The organism is Vibrio sinus, from assembly GCF_023634645.1.
Taxonomy (GTDB): Bacteria; Pseudomonadota; Gammaproteobacteria; order Enterobacterales; family Vibrionaceae; genus Vibrio; species Vibrio sinus.
The window spans coordinates 228830-253658 of sequence record NZ_JAMKMR010000002.1; the positions used below are offsets into that span (position 1 = coordinate 228830).

The 24829-nt window shown below is 44.7% G+C and carries 20 protein-coding genes and 1 riboswitch; of the genes, 14 read left to right on the top strand and 6 right to left on the bottom strand.

Annotation, left to right across the window (positions count from 1 at the left end):
• Positions 1 to 27: 27 nt before the first annotated feature.
• Both M9194_RS03570 and lysC read right to left on the bottom strand, forming a co-directional pair.
• The gene (locus M9194_RS03570) at positions 28 to 1314 is read right to left on the bottom strand and encodes an MFS transporter (protein ID WP_250611032.1); all 1287 of its coding nucleotides are present in this window, start codon (positions 1312 to 1314) and stop codon (positions 28 to 30) included.
• Positions 1315 to 1747: 433 nt separating this feature from the next.
• Complete coding sequence (gene lysC, locus M9194_RS03575) at positions 1748 to 3100, bottom strand: lysine-sensitive aspartokinase 3 (protein ID WP_250611033.1); 1353 nt, start codon at positions 3098 to 3100, stop codon at positions 1748 to 1750.
• Positions 3101 to 3198: 98 nt separating this feature from the next.
• Positions 3199 to 3375, bottom strand: a riboswitch (Lysine riboswitch).
• 132 nt (positions 3376 to 3507) lie between these two features.
• Between lysC and M9194_RS03580 the strand changes: the two genes are divergently transcribed.
• Positions 3508 to 4629: a pyridoxal-phosphate-dependent aminotransferase family protein gene (locus M9194_RS03580; protein ID WP_250611034.1), complete on the top strand. Its 1122-nt coding sequence runs from the start codon at positions 3508 to 3510 to the stop codon at positions 4627 to 4629.
• Positions 4630 to 4640: 11 nt separating this feature from the next.
• Here M9194_RS03580 and M9194_RS03585 read toward each other — a convergent pair whose 3' ends face one another.
• The 4 genes from M9194_RS03585 to M9194_RS03600 all read right to left on the bottom strand — a co-directional run bounded on the left by M9194_RS03585 (position 4641) and on the right by M9194_RS03600 (position 11135).
• Entirely contained in the window at positions 4641 to 6443 is a 1803-nt protein-coding gene (locus M9194_RS03585; protein ID WP_250611035.1) for a PglL family O-oligosaccharyltransferase, read from the bottom strand.
• Between the two features lie 130 nt (positions 6444 to 6573).
• Positions 6574 to 9396 (bottom strand): excinuclease ABC subunit UvrA, encoded by a 2823-nt coding sequence (gene uvrA / locus M9194_RS03590; protein ID WP_250611036.1) that lies wholly within the window; start codon positions 9394 to 9396, stop codon positions 6574 to 6576.
• A gap of 115 nt (positions 9397 to 9511) precedes the next feature.
• Entirely contained in the window at positions 9512 to 10384 is an 873-nt protein-coding gene (gene galU / locus M9194_RS03595; RefSeq protein ID WP_250611037.1) for a UTP--glucose-1-phosphate uridylyltransferase GalU, read from the bottom strand.
• 100 nt (positions 10385 to 10484) lie between these two features.
• Positions 10485 to 11135, bottom strand: a complete 651-nt coding sequence (locus M9194_RS03600; protein WP_250611038.1) for a LuxR C-terminal-related transcriptional regulator — start codon at positions 11133 to 11135, stop codon at positions 10485 to 10487.
• A gap of 289 nt (positions 11136 to 11424) precedes the next feature.
• Between M9194_RS03600 and M9194_RS03605 the strand changes: the two genes are divergently transcribed.
• The 13 genes from M9194_RS03605 (at position 11425) to M9194_RS03665 (ending at position 24757) form a co-directional block, all read left to right on the top strand.
• Positions 11425 to 11961: a single-stranded DNA-binding protein gene (locus M9194_RS03605; protein ID WP_250611039.1), complete on the top strand. Its 537-nt coding sequence runs from the start codon at positions 11425 to 11427 to the stop codon at positions 11959 to 11961.
• Positions 11962 to 12131: 170 nt separating this feature from the next.
• On the top strand, positions 12132 to 14141 hold the full coding sequence (gene csrD / locus M9194_RS03610; RefSeq protein ID WP_250611041.1) for an RNase E specificity factor CsrD: 2010 nt from the start codon (positions 12132 to 12134) through the stop codon (positions 14139 to 14141).
• A gap of 12 nt (positions 14142 to 14153) precedes the next feature.
• A complete protein-coding gene (locus M9194_RS03615) occupies positions 14154 to 15593 on the top strand; it encodes an MSHA biogenesis protein MshI (protein WP_250611043.1) in 1440 nt (479 codons plus the stop codon).
• Positions 15593 to 16243 (top strand): type II secretion system protein GspM, encoded by a 651-nt coding sequence (locus tag M9194_RS03620; RefSeq protein WP_250611045.1) that lies wholly within the window; start codon positions 15593 to 15595, stop codon positions 16241 to 16243. Before M9194_RS03615 ends, M9194_RS03620 begins: the two co-directional genes overlap by 1 nt.
• A complete protein-coding gene (locus tag M9194_RS03625; RefSeq protein ID WP_250611047.1) occupies positions 16236 to 16562 on the top strand; it encodes an MSHA biogenesis protein MshK in 327 nt (108 codons plus the stop codon). Before M9194_RS03620 ends, M9194_RS03625 begins: the two co-directional genes overlap by 8 nt.
• Before the next feature lie 13 nt (positions 16563 to 16575).
• Positions 16576 to 18189 (top strand): pilus (MSHA type) biogenesis protein MshL, encoded by a 1614-nt coding sequence (gene mshL / locus M9194_RS03630; protein WP_250611049.1) that lies wholly within the window; start codon positions 16576 to 16578, stop codon positions 18187 to 18189.
• A 5-nt stretch (positions 18190 to 18194) separates the two neighbouring features.
• Positions 18195 to 19040, top strand: coding sequence for an ExeA family protein (locus tag M9194_RS03635; protein WP_250611050.1), 846 nt, complete (start codon positions 18195 to 18197; stop codon positions 19038 to 19040).
• Positions 19037 to 20227, top strand: coding sequence for a tetratricopeptide repeat protein (locus M9194_RS03640; protein WP_250611051.1), 1191 nt, complete (start codon positions 19037 to 19039; stop codon positions 20225 to 20227). Before M9194_RS03635 ends, M9194_RS03640 begins: the two co-directional genes overlap by 4 nt.
• Complete coding sequence (mshE, locus tag M9194_RS03645; protein ID WP_250611052.1) at positions 20217 to 21941, top strand: MSHA fimbrial ATPase MshE; 1725 nt, start codon at positions 20217 to 20219, stop codon at positions 21939 to 21941. The genes M9194_RS03640 and mshE overlap by 11 nt, the downstream gene beginning before the upstream one ends.
• 13 nt (positions 21942 to 21954) lie before the next feature.
• Positions 21955 to 23175, top strand: coding sequence for a type II secretion system F family protein (locus tag M9194_RS03650; RefSeq protein WP_250611053.1), 1221 nt, complete (start codon positions 21955 to 21957; stop codon positions 23173 to 23175).
• A complete protein-coding gene (locus M9194_RS03655; protein ID WP_250611054.1) occupies positions 23159 to 23620 on the top strand; it encodes a hypothetical protein in 462 nt (153 codons plus the stop codon). The genes M9194_RS03650 and M9194_RS03655 overlap by 17 nt, the downstream gene beginning before the upstream one ends.
• Positions 23621 to 23654: 34 nt before the next feature.
• Positions 23655 to 24224, top strand: coding sequence for a prepilin-type N-terminal cleavage/methylation domain-containing protein (locus M9194_RS03660; RefSeq protein ID WP_250611055.1), 570 nt, complete (start codon positions 23655 to 23657; stop codon positions 24222 to 24224).
• A gap of 71 nt (positions 24225 to 24295) precedes the next feature.
• Positions 24296 to 24757: a type II secretion system protein gene (locus tag M9194_RS03665; protein ID WP_250611057.1), complete on the top strand. Its 462-nt coding sequence runs from the start codon at positions 24296 to 24298 to the stop codon at positions 24755 to 24757.
• The last annotated feature ends 72 nt before the right edge of the window (positions 24758 to 24829 follow it).

Sequence of the window (24829 nt, forward strand, 5' to 3'; positions counted from 1 at the left end):
TTTGTTTTTAGTAACCTTATCGCAATGCTATGCGCTAGTTTTTTTCATCAGTTTCGCCGCTAAGGCAAGAAATACCAGTGATAGGACCAAGTAGACGGGCAGTAAGCTAAATGAATGGACGTAATCTTGGGTAGAAAATACTGGCGTTCCAGCGATTTTCTTACCATGCCAGCCTAAGTCTAGCGCGTAACCCACTAATGGTTCAGTGATTGCGCCAAGAATAGCATCACCCGTATTGACCATGGCGACCACCGTGCCTGCCAAAAGCAGGGAATTAAGATCTTTTGCCATCGCAAAACCAATCATAAATGCCCCGGTACCAAAGCCGAACAAGAACATTAAAACGCATAATAAAGCATGACTTAACTGGTGAGAGTATAAGATTGCCATGACACTGAGCAAGGTGATGATGCCACCGACAAACATCCATAAGGTGCGTTTGCCTGTATAGTCAGACAACAGACCAAACACTGGCCCGCCAACACCTAAACCGATGAACACCAGAGAAGTCAACGAGGCCGCTTGTGATGTGGTGATATGGTAGGTAGTGGTGAGAAACGGGTTACCCCAAAGGCCAGCAAATACGGCTAACGGGGCGAATGCCAGTCCGCTATACAGGGTTAACATCCAATTCGCCGGACTTTTTAGCACGCCTAAGCTATCTTTCCAACCAATCTTGTCTTTGCGTACAGCTTGGCTGTCCTGAGACTTTTTATCGCGAACGAACACTAAGAAAGCCAGTGATAGTACGACCCCAAGAACAGCAACCAGATCCAGTGAACGTCGCCATCCTTCGTCAGAGACGACATGCGCAAGTGGTACTTGACCAAACACCGCGCCAACCATCACAGCAGTCGGTACTAAGCCACTGAGAAACGCAAAACGCTTGGCACTAAACCAGGTCGAAGCGACTTTTAGGTAAGTCACTGTGGCGAAAGCAACGCCTGCTCCCATCATCGCTCGGCCTATTTCCGCCCACACCAAGTGCGTCGCGTGGGCAAATGTCCAAGCGCCAGCGGCACTGACTAATAATGCAATACCACCAATAAAGCGTGCGCCGAAACGGTCCAGAGATGGGCCGGAAATGATTTGAATGACCAAGTAACTATAAAAGAAAGTCGCGGCTAAATTGCCAAGTCCAGCACCATTGATATCAAAAGCTTTCATTAACTCGCCTGTCATGACGGAAGGAGAGACTTGCAAAACATATTTGTAAAAGAGGAAGCAGGAGCAAAGAACGATGGCTAGCCAGGCCAAATGTTGGCGGCTGGGCTTTTCTTGATGCTGATCTGTTGACGAAGTATTAGCGTTCATGAAGTTGTGTCCGATTTTAGGTATAAAAAAAGCCTCGGACCCGAAGGTGCGAGGCTTAGTTTTGAGAATATGCTACTCACTCAAGCCCGCACCGCCTGATAATAATCTCGATAATAATTTGCTGAATGTGAGTCATCGAGATGTTCATCATGATAGTAAGCTGGCCTGTAAAATAATTGACTATAAAAGTGAGTAAATTCAAATTAACAATGCGATTTTTCACTGTCAACTAGTTAATATGGCTACTCTGCTTAAAAACAAACTAACGTTCTGATCTAAAAGGTGAAATAAATTATACTCAGCCCTGCTCGGTAAATCTTTCTCATCAAAGAGAGCAATATATTCAGTCAGGTTTGGCATGCCTAACTGATAAACAGATACCATAAATTCAGTTTACGTTGTGCTGTTACTGATGCTCAGAGAGCTGAAATATCTATTGTTCAAATAATTCTAAATGTAACTTTTCAATGGCGTCAGTAGATTCAGATTCATGGACTAAAAAACACATATTATGTGGGCTGGCCCCGTAGCAAATCATTTTTAAATTGAAGTCTTCAACAGCGCTAAATACTTGGGAAGCATAACCTTTCTTTTCGCTGATCTTGTTGCCAATTAACGCAACCAAACACAGGTTATGTTCCACCTCAACTTTACATAGCTGCTCTAACTCTTGCTTAGCTTCGCATGGCAGCTCAGGCGCACCACCGGCAGTATCTGTTTGATCCAATGTTAACGAGACACTGATTTCTGAGGTCGTGATTAAATCAACGGATATTTTGTGCTTGGCAAGGATCTCGAATACCTTGGCCAAAAAGCCATAGGCGTGGAACATATTTGCGCTACGTAAAGTGACCATAGTCTGATTGCGCCTTAAGGCCAAGGCTCTAAATAAAGGTTTACTTTGCACTTGGTGGCGAATCCATGTCCCACCTTTCTCGGGCTGCTTAGAAGAACCGACAAAAACAGGAATATCATGGCGTAATGCGGGCACCAAGGTTGAGGGGTGAAGAATTTTCGCGCCGAAGTTCGCCATTTCTGATGCTTCGCTAAAGCTGATTTCTGAGATAGGGGTGGCTTTAGGGGCAATCCTTGGATCTGTGGTATAGATACCTGGAACATCAGTCCAAATTTCCAGCCCGCTCGCTTGTACGGCTTCGGCAATGAGTGAAGCGCTGTAATCACTACCCCCACGGCCAAATGTGGTGGTGTTACCCTCTGCATCGCTGCCAATAAAGCCTTGTGTAACAACAATATGCTTTTTGCATAGCGGTACTAATTTCTCTTGAGCTAATGCGGATATTTCGTCGAGCTGTGCTTCTGCTTTGCCAAAATTATCATCCGTTCTCATGATGTCACGAATATCGAAGCGTACCGCATCATTGCCCCTTTCTTTAACAACTTGAGTGAGTAGATAGGTTGACATAAGCTCACCCGTTGCCACTAGGTGATCGGTGAGCTTTTTGCTCGATTGATACGACGCGGCTTCTGCGGCACTGGCCACACTGGCTAGCAGGGCTTGAATCTGCTTTTCGGTGTCTACAGGGTCCGCTAACTGATCGAGGACGGAATGATGGATATCGGCTAATTGGGCAAGCAGCTGTTCACGGCGTTCAGCGTTTTGCACACCACCGGCTAACTCAACCAGTAAATTGGTCACGCCTGAACAAGCGCTGCTGACAATCAGTTTGGTATTCGGGCTATTTTCAACGATAGCCGCGCAGCGGCTCATGGCTTCAAAGTTTGCGACGCTGGTTCCGCCAAATTTAGCGACGTTAAATCTGCTCACGGTAATTCTCCAAAAAATATCAATTAAACCATTGGTAATGTTTAATGTTGAAGAGATCAGCTGAGCTAAAAAGAAAGGCGTTTTACTTATTAATCGATGCCTTCAGAAGCTCTTCACTGGGTTGGACCAGTGACAGTTAATGGGATTCAGCCCGATTAACCGACAATTTCAACCCATACGCTGAAATCGCCTCGGCACTGCTCCCCATGAGTATCTTGTCTTGGATTTATGGTTCCACAAAATACCTGCCTGGGCAGTGCTCCTCTCCTGCATTAAGCTCGGATATTGAACGTGTTTCGCGTAGACTTGTCAATCAATATTTGTTAACCAAACATGCCTTTTCGGTTGTTTGTGTTTAAAAAGTACACTAGTGTAATTACTCTCACAATTGAATATAGGACGGCTATATGACGATTCAAAGCTTCATCCCACCACGACGAATTCTAATGGGGCCTGGACCATCGGATATTTCTCCTGAAGTATTACAAGCATTAAGCAGACCTACGGTAGGCCATCTTGATCCCTTGTTCATCTCGATGATGGACGAGCTAAAACATCTGCTTAAGTACGCATTCCAAACGGAAAACGAGTTTACCATTGCTGTTTCTGCGCCTGGTAGTGCCGGTATGGAAGCTTGTTTTGTCAATCTTGTGGAGCCAGGAGATAAAGTCATAGTGTGCCGAAATGGCGTGTTCAGTGAGAGAATGCGTGAAAACGTGCTTCGAACTGGCGGTGAAGCTGTGATGGTGGATGATGAATGGGGAGCGCCTGTATCGATTGATAAGGTCGAACAAGCGTTAAAAGAGAACCCCGATTGTAAAATCTTGGCTTTTGTTCATGCTGAAACCTCGACAGGGGCGTTATCCGATGCGAAAGCATTAGGAAAATTGGCACAGCAATATGATGTACTCACCATTGTTGATACTGTCACATCATTAGCAGGGGTTGAGCTAAGGGTAGATGATTGGCATCTGGATGCGGTCTATTCTGGCAGCCAGAAGTGCTTATCTTGCGTACCTGGTCTGTCCCCGCTGACATTCTCAGCTAAAGCCATAGAAAAAATTCGCTCTCGCCAAGCGCCAATACAAAGTTGGTTTTTAGATCAAAGTCTGGTGCTTGGTTATTGGAGTGGTGAAGGTAAGCGTAGTTACCATCATACTGCACCCGTTAATAGCTTATATGCTCTGCATGAAGCGTTAGTTCATTTACAAAATGAAGGGATTGAAAACGCTTGGGCACGGCATAGAGCTATGCATGAAAAGCTTAAATTCGGTTTGGAGAAGCTGGGTTTTGAGTTTGTCGTTGAAGAATCGAGTCGATTACCTCAGCTTAATGCGGTGTACTTCCCAGCGGGTATTGATGAAGCAAAAATCAGATCGCATTTGCTGCAAACCTACAATCTAGAAGTAGGTGCAGGGCTAGGTGCCTTAACAGGAAAAGCCTGGAGAATTGGCTTGATGGGCTATGGCGCAAGACAAGAAAATGTCTCGTTATGTTTGAAAGCGCTGGAAGAAACGCTGACTAACTAACTTCGATAGATTCACTTTGCTTGGCCCTCATTTTTTACCTGAGGGCCATGTTGCTTGACAGGAATCACACCCGCTGAGGGCGGTAGATATTTCACCTTAGTAAAATCTTGCTTAGGGAAAAGATACTCAGCTTCTGTTTGAATTTCCTTTGCCTTTCTGTCTTCGCCCAGTCCTTGGTAGGCAATGATCAAATTGATATAAAATGCGGCGCGAGGCTTTCTCTTGATGACCTTTAATGACCAGTCGATGTATGGCTGAATGAATTTGGCATCTTTACTGACTAGGCCAATTTTTAGATAGGTACTGTAAATATCCCAATCCAACCTGTCTTTCCATACTACGGGGTTAGTGACCTCACTGAGTATTTCTGGGTTCGGTGGCACGGTGTGCTCAAATTTGGTCAATACGTAGTTACTGTGCAGCGCACTGGCCATATAAAAGGCGGTCACTATCGGTAGCATTAAACTGGCAATTCGCAGTAGTGCTTTACTGATTTCGCTAAAAGGTAGAGTTTGGTAAATCGCAGTGCGCTGATCGACCCAAAAAAGCAGAATAACAAATATAATCCAATGGATGGAGGAATGATAAAAGGGATACTCTAATTGAGTGTGCAAAACGATAGGTACAAACAGCGCGAAGACGGCTAATCGAGTGCCTTTCTTACCATGATAAATACGTATTAATATCATGCTGGCGGCCAGCAATATGCCTAAGATAGGAACGAGTCCACCTTCGACTGCCCAGTAGAGCAATTCGTTATGAGGGTGACTGAGTGATGGAGTTCCGGGTGGGTAGTTGGGGTTGAGCTGGTGCTGGCGAGCAGTATACAGCAGATATGATGGTTCAAACTTACCATACCCATAGCCCGTAAAGGGTTTCTCGACAAACATGTCGATGGTTTGGGCGTAAATATCAAATCTCGGGCTATCTAATTTTGCTTTTTCCAGGACATTTTTTTCTCCAACCCCACCACTGAAACTTATCGCCAGTAACATGCCCAACAAAATCCCAACGATAATCGAGCTACCCCAGCCTGCGAAGCGTTTCACTGACGAATGGTAGTAAAGGTATGGCAGCAATATAAATATGGAGATTGCTGCACCAAGCCAGCCAGTACGCGAAGCGAGCACAATTAAAAGTGGTACAGTGAGCGCTGGCGTGACATACAGCAGGGTCACGGTACTGATTTTAGTCTGATATTTAAACGGTTGTCTTGCTAGCAAGTAGCCTGATAGTGCAAGTCCTGTGGCGAGAAAACTCGCCATGACGTTGGGCTGTTGGAATATGCCATAGGGGCGATTAACGACAGTGTCGTAGCCAAAATAGTTACCAGGTTGAAGAAACAAATATTGAAAGTAGCCGAACAAGGATTCGATCGCTACGGCGATAACAATGAACCACAATATCCTTTGTTTTTGCTTGTTACTAAAATGAAACTGCTGCAGAAGCACAAAGAACAACATCCCAGCCCATAACCCAGTCAGCCTAGTAATCGACTCATCAATGTTCGAATCAGGATAAAGCTCGGGAATCGTCAGTAAAATACAGCTGATAATTAATCCAATGGTGAGGCGCGAATAACGCAGCTGATGATTGGTCGCTAGCTGATAAAGGCCAATGGCGAATGTAACACTCAGTCCTATCCAGGTCGCAGGGTTAAAAGACAGAGCCAGACCTGAGCCGCCAGGGTTTTGGGTAAAGAAGTGCATGGCAATAATAAACACGAAACCTATCGAAAATAGGAAGCTTCGATTGAGAGGAACCACAGGTGCTTCTATTTCCAGTTTGGTACCTGTGGTGTGCAATATTGCCATAGAGTCGCGTCCCTGAGCCGTTCATTTAGGGCCAATTGGCCCTAATGAAATATCCACTGATAAGTGATTGGTTTTTATCAAGTATACTTAATCTGACTGCGATGGGCACAGATTTAATGTGTGTAGCGCCTCACTCTAACATAGGTTTTAAGAACCGAGCGGTATGTGAGCCTTTGACATTCATAACTGCTTCGGGAGTGCCTTGGGCAATGATTTCTCCTCCTCCTTGTCCGCCTTCAGGGCCTAAATCGACAATCCAGTCGGCCGTTTTTATGACATCCAAGTTATGCTCAATGACCACCACAGTATTGCCATGATCGCGTAAGCGATGTAACACAGTGAGCAGCTGTTGGATGTCGTGAAAGTGTAGGCCTGTTGTTGGTTCATCAAGGATATACAGGGTTTTGCCTGTATCTCGCTTAGATAATTCACGCGCGAGCTTAACCCTTTGTGCTTCACCGCCAGATAAGGTTGTTGCTGCCTGACCAAGTCGAATATAGGAGAGGCCAACATCCATTAATGTTTGCAGTTTTCGCGCAATAACAGGCACGGGATCAAAGAACTTGCGTGCATCTTCCACCGTCATCTGCAAAACTTCATCAATGGATTTTCCTTTGTATTTGACTTCAAGGGTTTCACGATTGTATCGCTTGCCCTTACAAGAGTCGCAAGCGACATAGACATCGGGTAGGAAATGCATTTCTACCTTAATGACACCATCACCCTGGCAGGCTTCGCAGCGGCCGCCACGCACGTTAAAGCTGAACCGGCCGGGCTTATAGCCTCGAGAGCGAGACTCCTGCGTGCCAGCAAATAGCTCACGTATGGGGGTGAAAATACCCGTGTAGGTGGCTGGGTTAGAGCGAGGTGTTCGACCAATTGGGCTTTGATCAATGTCGATCACTTTGTCGAAGTGTTCAAGGCCTTTAATCTGCTGGTAAGGAGAAGGGGTTTCTGTGGTTGCACCATTGAGCTGAGTGTGAGCTATTTTATAAAAGGTGTCGTTAATTAAGGTGGATTTGCCAGAGCCAGATACCCCAGTAACACAAGTAAATAGGCCAACGGGCAGTGTTAAACTGACGTTTTTCAAATTATTGCCACTGGCACCAACAAGCTCGACAACCTTTTTCTTATCGATTGGCGTTCGTTGCTTAGGGATTGATATTTCTTTCTCGCCACCTAAGTAGTGACCAGTGAGAGAGTCGGGGGTTGCAATAATATCGTCTACCTTGCCTTGGGCGATGACTTCGCCGCCGTGGACCCCGGCACCAGGGCCAATATCGATGACATGATCGGCCGCTCTTATGGCGTCTTCATCATGTTCCACAACCAGAACGGTATTACCGAGATCGCGCAGATGAATCAGAGTTTGTAGCAGGCGCTCATTATCGCGCTGATGTAAGCCGATAGAAGGCTCATCAAGTACGTACATTACGCCGACAAGCCCAGCGCCAATTTGGCTGGCCAGTCGAATCCGCTGTGCTTCGCCACCCGATAAGGTTTCTGCGCTGCGTGATAGATTTAAATAATTAAGGCCAACATTGACTAAAAAGTGCAGGCGATCATTGATTTCCTTCATGACCTTTTCTGCAATTTGGGCGCGCTGACCTTGTAGAGTTAAGTCCTTGAAAAAGGCTAGCGCTTCAGCAATGCTTAGTTCGACTATATCAGGTAGGGTCGTGTCTTGAATGAAGACATTTCTTGCCTCCAGTCTAAGTCTAGAGCCGTTACAGCTTGAACAGGTTTTGGTTGAGATGTATTTCACTAAATCTTCTCTAACGGAGTTTGATTCAGTGTCTCGGTAGCGCCTTTCTAGGGTATTAAGTATGCCTTCAAAGGGGTGTTTTTTCAGTCTCACATCACCACGGTCATTGACGTATTTAAATTCAACATCGGTACGACCTGAGCCAGTTAATAACACCTGCTGGATTTTTTTTGGCAGCTTTTTAAAGGGTGCATTGATATCAAAGCCATAATGCTCGGCAAGCGACTTGAGCATCTGGAAATAATAGTAATTTTTCTTGTCCCAGCCTCGAATAGCGCCATCAGCCAAACTTAAACTTTCATCTTGTATGACTCGTTCCGGGTCAAAATATTGCTGAACACCTAGGCCATCACATGTAGAACATGCCCCTGCTGGGTTGTTGAAAGAAAATAGTCTTGGCTCGAGCTCTTGCATGCTATAGCCGCAATGTGAGCAAGCAAAGTTGGCAGAAAATACAATTTCTTCGCCGTCGCCATCCATTGGGCTGACAACCGCGATGCCCCCAGAAAGCTCTAATGCGGTTTCGAAAGACTCAGCTAATCTTTGTTGCAAGTCAGAACGAATTTTAAATCGGTCAACCACTACTTCGATGGTGTGCTTTTTATGTAGCTCTAGAGTAGGAGGATCAGATAAATCGCAAATCTCACCATCAATTCTTGCGCGAATGAATCCCTGCGCTGAAAGGTTTTCAAGGGTTTTTACGTGTTCGCCTTTGCGCTCTTTTACGATTGGCGCTAGCAGCATCATCTTGGCTCCCTCAGGGCAAGATAGAACACTATCGACCATTTGAGTAATGGTTTGGGCGGCAAGAGGGGTATGGTGATCTGGGCACCTAGGCTCACCGACACGAGCATAAAGCAAACGCAGGTAATCGTATATCTCTGTAATAGTGCCCACTGTCGATCTTGGGTTATGTGAGGTAGATTTCTGCTCAATGGAAATGGCTGGAGAGAGCCCTTCAATATGATCGACATCGGGCTTTTCCATTAAAGATAGAAACTGTCTTGCATAGGCAGATAGCGACTCGACATAGCGTCTTTGGCCCTCGGCATACAAGGTGTCAAAGGCAAGGGAGGATTTTCCTGAACCAGAAAGTCCTGTAATAACAATAAGTTTGTCTCTTGGGATGGTGAGACTGATGTTTTTGAGGTTGTGAGTTCGAGCCCCTCTAACTTCAATTTTGTCCATGTTGACTGCTCTATGTAATACCGAGTTAATCAAGTATTACATAGAGTGAACAGTGTGCCAATTAAATTTGCTGTATAAATAAACAGTATTTTGTTGCCGGGTGTAATGGCGAACGTTAGCTCTCTTTCTGAGTTGATTGCTTGCCGAGCTCTGATGCCACTTTGTCTTTAAGGTACAAATTTTCGTAGCAAAAGTTAGTGGCCTCGATATAGCCTTCCACGCTACCGCAATCAAACCTCTGCCCTTTAAATTTATAAGCAAGAACACATCCCGCTTTGGCTTGTTTAAGCAGAGCGTCGGTGATTTGAATTTCACCACCTTTTCCTGGCTCAGTTTGTTCAATTAGCTCGAAGATATCGGGGGTTAGGATGTATCGGCCAATAATAGCCAAGTTGCTTGGGGCTGTGCCTGGCTCTGGTTTTTCTACCATATCGTCAACGCGGTATAAGCCATCTTTGATCATTTCTCCTTCAACGATGCCATATTTATGCGTTTCGTTGTCTGGAACTTCTTGGACGGCTACAATTGAGCAGCGAAATTGTTTGTATAGTGCCACCATTTGTGCCAATACGCCTTGCTGTTTATTGACGCATAAATCGTCAGCGAGTACTACAGCAAATGGTTCATCACCGACCAGCTCACGGCCAGTCAAGATAGCATGACCTAAGCCTTTCATTTCGCGTTGGCGGATATAGGTAAAGTTAGCGGTTTCGATAATTTTACGTATGTCGACTAACAACTCTTCTTTATTGGTGCCAAGAATTTGGTGTTCCAATTCATAGTTCATATCGAAATGATCCATGATGGAGTGTTTGCCTCGTCCAGTGACGATACACATGCCATCAATACCAGCTTGGATTGCCTCTTCGACGCCGTACTCAATCAAGGGTTTGTTGACAACAGGCATCATCTCTTTAGGCATAGATTTGGTTGCAGGCAAAAACCGAGTTCCGTAGCCAGCTGCAGGGAAAAGGCACTTCTTAATCATTATCAGTCTACTAATTGGGTTGCAAATTTTCAGCGTACCATAACATGTTTGCTTCCTTGCGTCATAATTCCATGTTGTGCTTATTTCTATTGCTAGAAGCCTATTGACTGACTAAGTTTCGGTTCGCCCAAGCAATCGCTTGAACTCGGTTCTTTACCGCCAGTTTTTTAAAAATCTGATACAAGTGAGATTTGACGGTAAATTCACTGATATAGTGAGCTTCGGCGATTTTTGAGTTCGATGCACCGGTTTGTAGGCTTTTAAGAATTTGGACCTCTCGGCTGGTAAGTTCAACACTAATACTGGTGGGAAAATGGCTGACTATATGTCGATAGTAGTGCAGCAATTGGCACATAACATAGTGAGGTAAGCAGTTTTTACCATTGACGATTTGCTTGAAATCCTCAGCAATATCTTTGGTGTTATCGTCTCGATAGTAGAGCCCTTTTAGATTGCCCATTGTGATGATTTCCTCAGTTTCTAAGCGTTTATCAACGTTGAAAATGATGGTTTCAAATCGATTGGAAGCGATTGGTAAGCGAATTATTTTTGTCATTATCTCTTGGCAATGTCGATAATCGATCAATAAAATTTTGTGTGGGTGTAGGGGAGAAGCGACAAGCAAGTCTTCAACTTCTATTTTTGGTATGGTTCTACGATAAGCTTTTTCTAGTTTATCTAAATATGAGCATTGTGAGGTGTTGTCTAAACATAGTGCGTAGATAGTTCTTGAATAATCAATTTTTTTCATAGCAATCCCAGCCAATACAATCATAAACAAAGTTAATAGTCTGGTGGATTTATTCCATTGGGGCGAGTTGGAAAACAAGAAAATGCGTCTAGTTTCTTAGGCTTAAGAAAACGTCAAATCAATCAATGGTGCAGATTAACGATCTGCTTCTAAGATTTGTTATTGAGGTCTGCACAATGGCCTATTTTTGCGATATCTAAGACGAAACGATCAAGATTTGTCGTTGTCGCAAAGCATGCTATCCTATTATGTTGTTTAACAGCCTTTAGAAATTTAGACGGAGCAAAACATGGCAAGCCGTGGAGTAAATAAAGTAATCTTGGTGGGTAACCTAGGCAATGACCCAGAAATTCGATACATGCCAAATGGTGGCGCTGTGGCAAACATCACTATCGCAACGTCTGAATCATGGCGTGACAAAGCAACAGGTGAACAGCGTGAGAAGACAGAGTGGCACCGTGTTGCATTGTTTGGCAAGCTTGCTGAAGTCGCAGGTGAATACCTACGTAAAGGCTCTCAAGTATACATCGAAGGACAGCTACAAACACGTAAGTGGCAGGACCAAAATGGTCAAGATCGCTATACAACGGAAGTGGTCGTGCAAGGATTTAATGGCGTGATGCAAATGTTGGGTGGCCGAGCACAAGGTGGCGCACCAGCAGGCCAACCTATGGGGCAAGCACAAGGTGGTTGGGGTCAGCCACAACAACCAGCACCCGCTATGCAAGCGCAGCAACCTTCTGCGCCGACGCAACAAGCACCTAAGCCAACTCAGCCTCAATACAATGAGCCACCAATGGACTTTGATGACGACATCCCATTCTAATGATTCCATTTATAAGAGCCGCAGGATTGCGGCTTTTTAGTTCTTAGAAAGGAAAGTGAGTCGGCTATAGACAAACACACCATTAACAAAGACAATATTGACTTGTTTGTGAAATAGCAAAGCAAAACTATTACCTCAATGACATTTCAGGAAACGGAATTCTATAGTTTATGAGGCGTACTCCTACCTTAAAACTCAGTGCTCGCTTGGTTGCGTTCGTGACCATCATAGTTGTCAGCGCCATGTTTATTATATTCATCGGCGGCTCTTTGTCGTTTAAACGTATCGGCCAGGAGTATCAGAACCACTACCTTTACGGTATTGTTGAGGTGGTAGATAAAGAACTACAACAGCCTAACTCGGTCAAGTCCTTTCGCACTTGGATGCCTAAACTGCTCCATGCTGCTGATGTTGTAGACATGAGTTTGTCTAACAATCAAGGTGTGGTGTACCAATTCGTCAACAAGTCTTCTCATACCAACCCAGCTTTTTTATACGAAAAATCTTATCAACTGACGCTCAATCCTAGCTATAAAATGTCGTTTAAGGCGATACCACCTTACTTAGGTTATGGCTATTCAATTGGGGCATTGTCTTCAATTACTATCGCCGTCGCTTTAGTACTGTTCTGCCTGGTTCGTGGGGTTCGGTGGTTAAAATCTCAGCTTTATGGTTGTGAGTTGTTAGAGGAGCGAGGACGAATGATTCTCGCCGGACGAGTGGAAGAATACGCCAAAGGGGATTTTCGTGAATGGCCGTTTACCGCCAGTGAAGCACTAGATACTCTGATTGAAGAGTTGCAAGATGCGCGGCAAGAGCGAAGCCGCTTTGATACCTTCATACGCAGTCAAACCTTTCTCGATCAACTGACTGGCACTGCCAATAGAGTCCTGTTTGACAGCAAATTGGAATCTGCGCTTTCTGAAGGAGGGGCTCATGGCGGCGTGATGCTTGTTAGAGTGGAAGATATTGAGCAAGTAAGAGAGGAAAACAGTAAACGCACCGCCGATGAATTTATTGTCGAAATAGGAGAAAGGATTTCAAATATTGTCCAGCGGTATCCTGATATTATTTTGTCACGCTATTACTCCTCTGATTTTGCTATATTTGCCCCGCAACTCACCTCTAAAGACATCTCTTACATAGTACAAAGCTGCTTAAAACAATTACAAAGTATTTCTCCGCCCAGTCCATTAGATAAGGACAATTGGATACACATTGGTATGACCATGTATCAAGAGGGGGAACATCAAGCTGCCATCATGGACGAAGTGGAGTCGGCGTTAAGAAATGCCCAAGTTCAGCAAATTAACACATGGAATAGGTACGACAAACCTGCTCGATTTGATCACGAGCGAGGTAATGTTCGTTGGCGCAGTTTGTTTGATCAATCTATCGCTCCCAATGAGCTGTACTTATTTGAGCAAGCGTGTTTTATGCATAATGCTCAACATGAAATGATGGCGATACATAATGAACTGTTTGTCAGAATTAATGATCCAGAAAGAGGGGTGTTAAAAGCGTCAAAATATAATGCCGCATTAGAAGCGGTGGGGTATGAAAGCCGTCTAGATAAAGCTGCGCTACATATTATCTTTCAGTACATCAAAGCATCATATTCTCCTTTAAAGCTTTATTCTATCAACATGCACGTCACTCCTTTTGCAGATAAGAGCCACTTCAAGTGGTTTAGGGATGAATTATTGCAACTGCCCTCGATGTATCGAAAACGACTGACGTTTGAATTTGCCGAAGCGAGACTGGTTGAACACTTGGACTATATGAGACCTGTGATCAAAATGCTGTCTGGGTTTGGCTTCCGAGTTTGTGTGGATCAAGCGGGACGCTCTGTGGTCAGCACACACTATTTGAAAGATCTGAATATTGATTACTTGAAATTGCATCGAAGTTTGGTAAAACAAATTGATCAACGGCACGAAAATCGCCTGTTTGTGCGGAGTTTAGTGGGCGCGTGTGCAAGTATAGAGACCAAGGTTATTGCCGTTGGTGTTGACTCTAAGCAAGAACGAAATACGTTAAAAGAGTTGGGTGTAAATGGCATGCAAGGACGCTATTTACAACCAGAGAAACAAGTATACCCAACTGAAAAAAAACTAAAAACTCAGCCAATACCATCTATGGTTAAAATAGGGCGAAGAAATCGCTGGCGAAAAAAGTAAGAGCGAGTATCAATGGAATTGACATCACTCATCGATAAATTTAAGCCAAAACGTTCCGGGCAATCGCGGGTTTATGCCGTTGTCCAGCCTCATGCCATTTACTTTTCTTCAGACGATTCCTCACTCGATATTCCAGACAAACTCTCTATTGGCCAAGGTGAGTGGACTCAACTTTTACAAGACGTATTAGCGAAATTACCCCAAAGCGCTGAATTAGATGTTGTCTTGCATCCCGGTTTATATCAAGACTTTCAAATTGATAAGCCCAACTTACCCAAAGAAGAATGGAACAGCGCGTTACCTTTCTTGTTGAAAGATTTAACTAGTGAGCGCGTATCAGATTTAGTTGCAGACGCATTTGAGTTGCCCAATACCAACAAGCTTCAAGTCTATGTGGTTTCAAAGTCTTTAGTCCTCAATTTGAATCAAATAGCGTTGAGCCAAGGCCATGTACTAGACCGAGTACTGATAGAAGATGATATCTGGGGCCTTCTGGCTGGTGAGCTTAATCATTTTCTGCTGTTACAAAGAAGTGAACAGGGCAGTTATCAATTACGCGCTTACGTTAACAATCGATGCGTGTTTCATCGTACGCTTCGTGGTGTTATCGCCCCTGTATCAGGTCCGGAAAGTGGCGATTTAGCTCTTGATGGAGCGGCATTAGAATTGCAACGCTCCATTGACTACTTGTCCTCTCAGTTAAAAGGGGCCTCGCTACACCATCTAAAAATATCTTGCGATGGGGAAGACAATCTTGCGTTAGCGGATTCTCTTGCTGACAGAGTCAGCGTTAAAGTGTCTTCCCTTGATGATGACAATACAGAAAGTGGTGTGTTGGTTGTTTCTCAAGCTAATTTGCTTAGAGCAAACTACATCAATCTGTATCCACAGCATTTAAAACCTAAAAAGGAGTATCTGACCTTAGGTTATATGGTGGCGAGCTGGTGCGTTGTTGCTGCGGTGTTGCTATTAGTTAGCGGTTTTTTCCATTATCAAGCTTCTCAACTTGAGCAATCTCTGGCGAGTCATCAAGCAAAAGCGGCGACACTGTCAAGTCAGCTCTCTCGTTTGCAAGTGCAACTGCAAAAACACCAACCTGCAGCAGAGAAAGTTGCTGCGGTGGCTCGACTCAAAAATGAAATCCAATCTAAAAAGGATTCATTAAAAGCGGTGGGTGAATATGATGAGTCACAACAGCTAGGCTATTCGGGAGTGATGAAATCGTTAGCTGAAATTGGCCGCAACGATATTTCACTAAACTCCATCACGATGAATGCCAATTCTCTAGATATCGTCGGGCTGGCTCGAAACGCGCAAGCCATTCCAAGTTGGATAAATCAGTTTAAAACAGAGCTTAACTTAGTTGGGCGGACGTTTGAAAAGCTGAAAATTAGCCGTAATGAGCAGCAGCTCATTACATTTGAGCTCAAGTCTAAACAGGGAACAAACTGATGGCTCAATTTTGGCAGCAGTTATCTGAAAAATTTGCTCAAATGACGACTCGCGAAAAGCTCATGGTGAGTTTTTGTGGGCTGGTTGGCGTTTCCCTACTGTTATTTTCAATAGTTTTAGAACCTGCCATAGAATTAGAACAAGCTGCCGATAAGAAAGTAGTTGTAGCTGAAAAGAACATTAAAAGCTTAAAAAAAGATATTAAGTTGGCCAAAGCCAAGTTAAAAGGAGATCCAAATCAAGAAATTAATGCCCAGTTGCAGCAACTTTTAAAACAAAGTCAGCAACTTTCGCAGCAGCTCTCTAAAATTATAGAGAATTTGATTTCGCCGTCGCAAATGTCCCAGCTACTAGAGAAAGTGCTTAGAGGGACAAAAGGGGTACATTTAGTCTCGATGGAATCGTTAACCGCAGAGCCTATTGGTAAGGATAGTAATGGCGGTCAATACACTGGGTATTATTTACATCCAATTCGGCTAGAAGTAACGGGAAACTATTTTTCTATTCTCAGTTACCTAGAAGCATTGGAAGCGCTACCCGTCAAATATTATTGGCGAAGCTTTCAGTATTCGGTAGAAAGCTATCCAAAGGCGAGGCTTGTGATACAAGTGTATACCTTGGGGACAAGGCAGGAGTTTATCGGTGGCTAAATGGACGTTGGGCTTAGTGTTTCTCAGTTTATCAGCGACCGTATGGGGAGCAAAAGATCCCACAGCTCCATTGGGTTGGACAGCACCTAAGCCGTCAGGAAAGCAGGCTCAGCAGAAAGCAAAACAGTTACCAAAGCTACAAGGGATTTTGTGTCAAGAAAGAGGGAAATGTTACGCAACGTTAAATAATACTATTGTTAGGGCCAATGATGTCATTGGACAGTATCGAGTCAAAAATATTGGTCAAGACTCTGTGACATTAGTGAGCCAAGGAAAGCAGTGGAAACTTAAGTTGTTTCCTTTAAATATAAAGGATTAGGGTAATCGCTTGAATGTATAGATACCTAATAATATTGGTAAGTTCTATATCATTGATTGGGTGTACCATGGGATTAGGCCATCGAGATCCCGTGGAGGCGAAGCGTAGTTTAAATCAAGCCCTAGCGAACGATAAAAACCTCAAGTTAGATAAACTGCCCCCTTCTGTCGAGGCTGATCTAATGCCGGATCTAAACCCCAATGCCTCGCTCGCCTCCGATACTATTAAGCGTTACAACATTAAGGCTGATGGTATTGATGCGAAAGCGTTTTTCACCAGTCTTGTTAAAGGCACGCCCTACAGTATCGCCATTCAACCTGATGTAACTGGCAGCATCACGGTAAACCTTACCGATGTCACGCTCGATGAGGTCTTTTCCGTAGTGCGTGATATTTACGGGTTTGACATTGAAAAATCTGGCAATGTTATTCAAGTGTTTCCTGCGGGCCTACGCACGGTGAGTATTCCGGTCGATTACATTCAGTTTAAACGCAGTGGCCGCTCGCTCACCTCCATTACCACCAGTACCATGACCACCAGTGACTCGAGCAGTTCTTCATCTTCAACGTCCGATTCTTCAAGTAGTACCTCGACTACGTCATCTAATGGTGGGACGGAAATTGAGACCGTGAGCGAAAGTGATTTTTGGCCGCAGCTAAAAACGGCGATTGAAAATTTAATTGGTGTAGGTAAAGGGCAGAGTGTGGTGATTGTGCCGCAAGCCAGTTTGGTGACGGTGAGAGCCTTTCCTGATGCCATCCGTCAGGTGAGAAATTTCCTAGGCGTGTCACAGCAAAGAATGCACCGCCAAGTCATTTTAGAAACCAAGATTATTGAGGTCACACTAAGTGATGGTTATCAGCAAGGTATCAACTGGTCAAACTTATCGCTAGGCGATGGAAAAGTGGTGATACAGCGTGTAGGTGCCTCAACGTTACCTGGCCTAGATGATATTGGAGATCTGCTTAATGGCCAAACGAATATTACTGTGTCTGATGGCACCTTTTCCGGTGTGTTGAGCTTTATGCAAACCCAGGGGGATGTCAATGTCCTATCCAGCCCTAGAGTGACGGCGGCGAATAACCAAAAAGCTGTGATTAAAGTAGGTACGGATGAATATTATGTCACCGATGTATCCAGTGTTGTCCTTAACGGCACCAGTACAGAAACCACCTTTGATGTTGAGTTAACTCCGTTTTTCTCTGGAATCTCTCTTGATGTAACCCCACAAATTGACCAGCAGGGCAACGTGATTTTACATGTCCATCCGGCGGTTATTGATGTGCAAGATCAAACCAAACAAATCACCTATGGTTCAAATACCCTCACATTGCCGCTGGCACAGAGCTCAGTTCGGGAGTCAGATTCCGTCATACGTGCTCAAGATGGTGATGTGGTGGTCATTGGTGGATTGATGAAATCCAGTGTGAAAAACCAAGTGTCTAAAGTGCCATTTTTGGGCGATCTTCCCGCGATAGGACATCTATTTAGAAACGTATCCGAAAGTACAGAAAAAACCGAACTTGTTATTCTTCTTAAGCCAACCGTTGTAGGTGTGAATACCTGGAAGAAAGAACTTGAACGTTCACAAGGGCTTTTGAATGACTGGTTCCCAGAAGCGAAGTAACGATTATGTATCTTAGTCATTTTGGATTTACCCAATACCCGTTTCATCTTACGCCCAATACTGAACTGTTTGTTGGGTTAGCGCCTCACTATGAAGCAATCCAAACCGTTAATGCTGCACTAGGTATGGGAGAAGGCATCATTAAGGTCACCGGTGAAGTGGGCACGGGCAAAACCATGGTGTGCCGAATGCTGGTAAGAAGTTTGGAAAAATCAGTTCAACTGGTGTATTTACCTAACTCGGCGTTGACGGGGGCAGAACTTAGACAGGCGGTTGCCACTGAGCTGTCCATTGAAGTCACGAATCCTGCGACCATCGTTGATGATATTCAAAGAAAGCTTATTGATGTGACCAGCAAAGGTAAAAAAGTCGTGGTCATTGTTGATGAAGCTCAGGCGTTAGAAGATGAAGCCATGGAAGTGCTAAGGCTGTTTGGTAATTTAGAAACCGAGCATGAAAAACTGCTTAGTATTGTGTTGCTAGGTCAGCCTGAGCTAGATCACCGATTGGAGCAACACCACCTACGCCAGTTGAGGCAAAGAATTACCTTTTCAGCGAAATTACGCCCTTTGTCTTTGGAAGAAACGGTGGCTTATATTGAGAGCCGATTAAATAAATCTTCTGCCTCTGACAAGCTTTTTAGCCTCAATCAGAAAAAAGCGGTGTGGCGATCGAGTCATGGCATTCCTCGACTTATCAACCAAATTTGCCACAAAACCTTAGTGCTTGCTTTTAGTAGTGGCGAGAGAAAAGTCACTAACTTGCATCTTTATTCTGCGATTCACGACACTTTTGATAGTCGCAAGCCGAAATTCAAATCTCCTCTCTTATGGGGCTGGAGTAGTGGATGAGCAAAATTAATGATGCGCTTTCAAAAATCACAGAAACTGAAACGACAGCCGCCAGTGAAATCAAAAAGGTTGAAGTTAAACCAATCAAACAGTTGATTCTGTGGCCTTGGGCTGTCGGTGGCCTAGTTCTCACATTAGCTGTTGGTAGTTGGGCTGTGATGTCGGCTGGGGATGAAGTCGACAGCCATCAACCTATCAGCAAGACAAACATAAAGGCCGTTCAGGTAGCGGCGAGTCACAGCGCAACTAATATTACTCCAGCTACTCAAAAATCAAATAATGAAAAACAAAGTCCCATTGATGTTGCAAAACCAGTATTGTCTCCAACGGTAAAAGCGACAGAGGATGCCACTCAAGTATACAGCGTAAAACCCGTTAAACCGAAAACCCAGCCATCGAGCGTAAAGCCACGAGTCGCGGCCAAAGCCTCAAGCACCTCTCCTGTTAAACCAACCCAAGATATCGCTACTACGGAAATACCTCGACAGCAGGTTTCTGAGCAAGTGTCATCGGTCGCTAAGCCGAAGAGCCCACCGCCTCGTTCTACTATCACTAGGCCGGAACAAGGCTTTGTAATTGAAAAAGTGGAGCTTACCCCAAGGCAGATCGCTGACAAAGAGATAGAAGAGGCGCAGAAAGCCCTCGATGAGAACAATATCAAAGGTGCAGTCAAAGCTTATTCTTCCGCGTTGAGGCATGTGCCGCGAGATGAAGTTGTCAGGCAAAAATTGGCGGCGCTCTACTACGGTAGGGGAGATGCGAGAAAAGCGTCGGAAATACTGCAGCAGGGAATGCAACTCAATCCTAATGGAGAAACCTTACGTATTGCCCTCGCGAAGCTATTGATTAAAGAAGACCGAGCGGAGGCGGCGCTTGCGCCTTTAGTGTATTTACCTAGCGAACCGTCAACGCCTTACCTATCTTTGCGAGCCGCATTGGCACAAAAAAATAACCAAGACAGGATTGCTCTAGAGAGTTATCAATTGCTGGTCGGCCAAGACAGCAGTAATGGCCGTTGGTGGTTAGGGCTTGCGATACAACAAGAGCGTGACTCAGATGTAAAAGGCGCGGCGCAATCATACCAGAATGCATTGGCGAAAGTGGGTGTATCCAAGCGTTCACAACAATTTATTCGCGATAGACTGGAGCTTCTTAACTCGCTCGAAGGAGGCCCACATGCAAATTAAGCTGCGTAAACGATTGGGTGATTTGCTGGTCGAAGAAGGCATTATAACCGAGCAACAAGTAGAAGACGCTTTGGTCAGCCAGAAGCAAACTGGTCGCAAACTGGGTGACACACTTATCGAGTTGGGATTTTTAACTGAGCATCAAATGCTCACCTTCTTATCTCAACAACTGGCGCTTCCCCTTATTGATCTTAACCGTGCTCAAGTTGATATCGATGCTGTTCAGATACTACCGGAGGTGCACGCTCGTCGTTTAAGAGCTTTGGTGTTTGGCCAATCTGGTGACACTTTGCGTGTCGCCATGAGTGATCCGGCGGATTTGTTTGCACAAGAGTCGTTACTTAGCCAGTTGTCGAAATACGCACTTGAGTTTGTTATCGCACCTGAAAATCAGTTAGTTGAAGCGTTTGACCGCTACTATCGTCGTACTAAAGAAATCGCTTCATTTGCTGAGCAGTTGCAAGCTGAGCACAGCACCAATGAGGCCTTTGATCTTGATACTGGAGAAGACGACAGTGAAGAAGTCACCGTCGTTAAGTTGATTAATTCGTTGTTTGAAGATGCCGTGCAGGTGGGGGCGTCAGATATTCATATTGAGCCTGATGCGAATGTGTTGCGGCTAAGACAAAGAGTCGATGGTATTTTGCATGAAACCTTACTTAATGAGGTGAATATCTCTTCTGCATTAGTGCTGCGGTTAAAGCTGATGGCGAACTTGGATATTTCAGAAAAACGCTTACCGCAGGATGGGCGTTTTAATATTCGCTCCAAAGGGCAGTCGGTAGATATTCGTATGTCGACCATGCCAGTCCAGCATGGCGAGTCTGTGGTCATGAGGTTACTGAATCAATCCACCGGTGTACGTAAATTGGAAGACTCGGGAATCCCAGCGGATTTGTTAGAGCGTCTAAGGAGACAGCTCAAAAGGCCGCATGGGATGATATTGGTGACAGGCCCAACAGGCTCAGGTAAAACCACCACCTTATATGGCGCGTTAATGGAGCTTAACGAGGCGGCGAAAAAAATCATCACAGTTGAGGACCCGGTCGAATATCGCTTGTCTCGCATTAATCAAGTGCAGGTCAATCCCAAAATTGATCTCACCTTTTCAACCGTATTGCGCACCTTTTTACGTCAAGACCCCGACATCATTCTTGTTGGTGAGATGCGCGATCATGAAACCGTTGAAATTGGCTTAAGAGCAGCACTGACGGGCCACTTGGTATTAAGTACGTTGCACACCAATGATGCCGTGGATAGCGCCTTGCGTTTGATTGATATGGGAGCGCCTGGCTATTTAGTTGCAAGCGCAGTGCGTGCCGTGGTTGCACAAAGGCTTGTGCGCAAAGTGTGCCCGGATTGCAAAGTGGATGATGCGATTGATGAAGCGAGAAAACAATGGTTGAGTACGCGCTTTCCCAACCAAGCCTCCAGCTCATTTGTCAGAGGGAAAGGCTGCCAAAACTGCAACTTGACCGGTTATCGAGGAAGAATTGGTGTCTTTGAAATGCTTGAGCTTGACCATGACATGATGGACGCATTACGCGATAACAATGCGGTTGCGTTTGCGGAATCAGCACGGAAGTCGCAGCAGTATAAACCTTTGCTCGCTTCCGCAATGGAGCTAGCACTCGATGGTATTGTGAGTTTGGATGAAGTGATGCACTTAGGTGAGGGTGACTCTTCAGGGTCTGTGCAGGCAATCATGATGTAGTTAGGTGGAAAAGATGCCCATTTATCGTTATCAAGGAAGAAAACTGGATGGCAGTAAAGCGGCAGGCAATGTTGAAGCTGCTACTCAAGAGCTGGCAGCAGAAGCCTTGATGAATAAGGGCGTAATTCCTCTTCAAATAACACAAGGCAAGCAAAATACTGAAAGTGGCTTTGACTGGAAGGCCGCTTTTATGCCTTCTGTTCCCTTAGAAGTACTGGTTATTTTCTGCCGCCAACTCTATAGCTTAACCAAAGCAGGTATTCCATTACTGCGTTCGATGAAAGGTTTGACGCAAAATTGTGCTAATAAAATGCTCAAAGAGGCGCTGGAGGATGTCAGCAATGAACTGTCTAGTGGTCGAAGTTTGTCGGGGGCGATGCAAATGCATCCTAGAGTGTTCAGTGCCTTGTTCACCTCGATGATTCATGTGGGTGAGAATACGGGCCGCTTGGATGAAGCTCTGCATCAGTTAGCCAGTTATTATGAACAGGAAGTGGAGACCCGTAAGCGGATTAAGACAGCAATGCGCTACCCGACTTTTGTTATCAGTTTTATCGTGGTCGCCATGTTTGTTTTAAACATTAAAGTGATACCTCAGTTTTCCACAATGTTTAATCGCTTTGGTGTGGATTTGCCGCTTCCCACGCAAATTCTTATTGGCATGTCGAACTTTTTTGTCAACAACTGGGTATTGATGATCGTTGTCATGATATCTCTATTCGTCGCATTTAAGTTATGGGTGAATACCGCTCGTGGTCGAGAAAAGTGGGATCACATACGGCTGAGGATGCCGATTGTTGGTGGGATTGTGAATAGAGCTCAGTTATCACGCTTTTCTCGCACGTTTGCATTGATGCTAAGGGCTGGCGTGCCACTTAACCAATCGCTGGCACTATCGGCCGAAGCGCTGGGCAATAAGTTTCTCGAATCTCGATTATTGGAAATGAAGTCAGCCATTGAAGCCGGTACCACTATATCCTCAGCAGCCATTAATAGTCAGGTGTTTACCTCGTTGGTGATTCAAATGATTTCAGTGGGTGAAGAAACGGGCCGAATTGACGAGTTATTGCTAGAAGCTTCCGATTTTTACGACAGGGAAGTGGATTACGACTTGAAAACACTAACGGCGAGAATTGAACCAATCCTATTGGTTATCGTTGCAGGTATGGTTCTGATATTGGCACTGGGCATCTTTTTGCCAATGTGGGGAATGTTGGATGTCATCAAAGGATGATTACATATACTCGACGCGGCATTTTAAACTCGCCCTGTGGTTGTTTATTGTCATGATATTGATAGCGAGCTTTTTTAGCTATTGGCAAAGTATTGATTCACAGATAAATGCCACCTCAGTGGTGATCGCAAAGAAGCTAATTATTGATAGAGCGAGCTTTTATCGCCAAGAATGGTTGTTAAAAAGCAAACCTACCAGCATTTTAGTCAATGGAGAAGTACTTCACTTTAGTCAGCATGGTTGGCTTTTGCCCATATCAGATGATGGTTCATCAAATTGCATGATATGGATTGAATTACTATCCCCTGAATCCGTCAGCGAAAAGGGTAGTGCTGTTAAGCTATCGGAAAGCGATTTTGATGACCAATACTTTTGTCAGTACCAAAGCTTGAATAACGAGAGCGTCACTATCCAGTTACGAGGCGAGAGCTTTGAAGTCTTTTAATTGGTTAGGCGAGATAACAATGTGATGGATAGGCGTGTTCATTAGAACTAAAGGATTTTCGCTCATTGAGCTGATTATTGTGATTGTGATTATTGGTGTGCTGGCCGTCGCCGCACTGCCAAGATTGCTCGATACCGTCAGCGCTGCGAAAAAGTCTGCTATCGAGGCGGTGGCAGGAGGCTTTGCTACAGGAGTGACCTCAGCACGGGCGCAATGGGAAGCCCAAGCCAGGCCATCTATAACCATCAATGGCGAGAAGTACAATACCGTCAACTATGATGGTGTGGACTTCTGGTTGACGCGAGCCAAATCAGCTAACGGCAACAGTACAGGATTCCAAGATGGTTATCCGATTGCTGTGAATAGCGATAATATTAGCTATCCTAACAGTCTTACTGACCAAATTTGCATCCAGTTGATGGAAAATCTGCTACATAATGCGCCGAGCGTGGCTCAAGTGTCTGAGTTGGGAGAAGAAGTTAAGTTTAGCGCTCAAGCAAGTGATTCTGACAATTCCTGCACGTATACACAAAGAGAAGGTAATACGAATCACAAATTTGTTTACCAAATTAGTACAGGCAAGGTAAATGTGACTATAAATTAGTTAGGGTAAAAGATTTTTTAGTCAATACTTTATTGCTTTAGATTTTGCTTGTTCAACATGGAGGTTTATTAATGAACAAACAAAGTGGCTTTACACTAATAGAATTAGTGGTTGTGATTGTCATACTCGGTATCTTGGCCGTAACGGCTGCTCCGCGTTTTTTGAATCTGCAAGGTGATGCGCGGCAAGCCTCACTTCAGGGGCTTAAAGGTGCAATCGATGGTGCCGCTGGCATTGTTTACGGCAAGGCCGCGATAGAAGGGCTTGAAACCAGTGCGTCGGCGACAACGTCAGATAGTATTGCGGTAGTGTATGGTTATCCTAGTACAGCAGGGATTGAGAGCGCAGTTGTTGGCTTATCAACCGACTGGACATCTCAAGTGTCGGGCAGCACAAGCCGACTGATAACATTTGAAGACAGCTCTCTTACTACGGCAGCCGCGATAGCAGCTACAGGTTGTTATGTGACCTACAATCAAGCTGCAAGTGCGAGCTCAGCCTATACGGCAACAGTCACTAGCACTAGCTGCTAATGTTTAACTACGACTATAGGCGCAAGGTTGCGCTTTTAGTCGTTTAAACTTAGGCTGCCGTAGCTTCGCCGT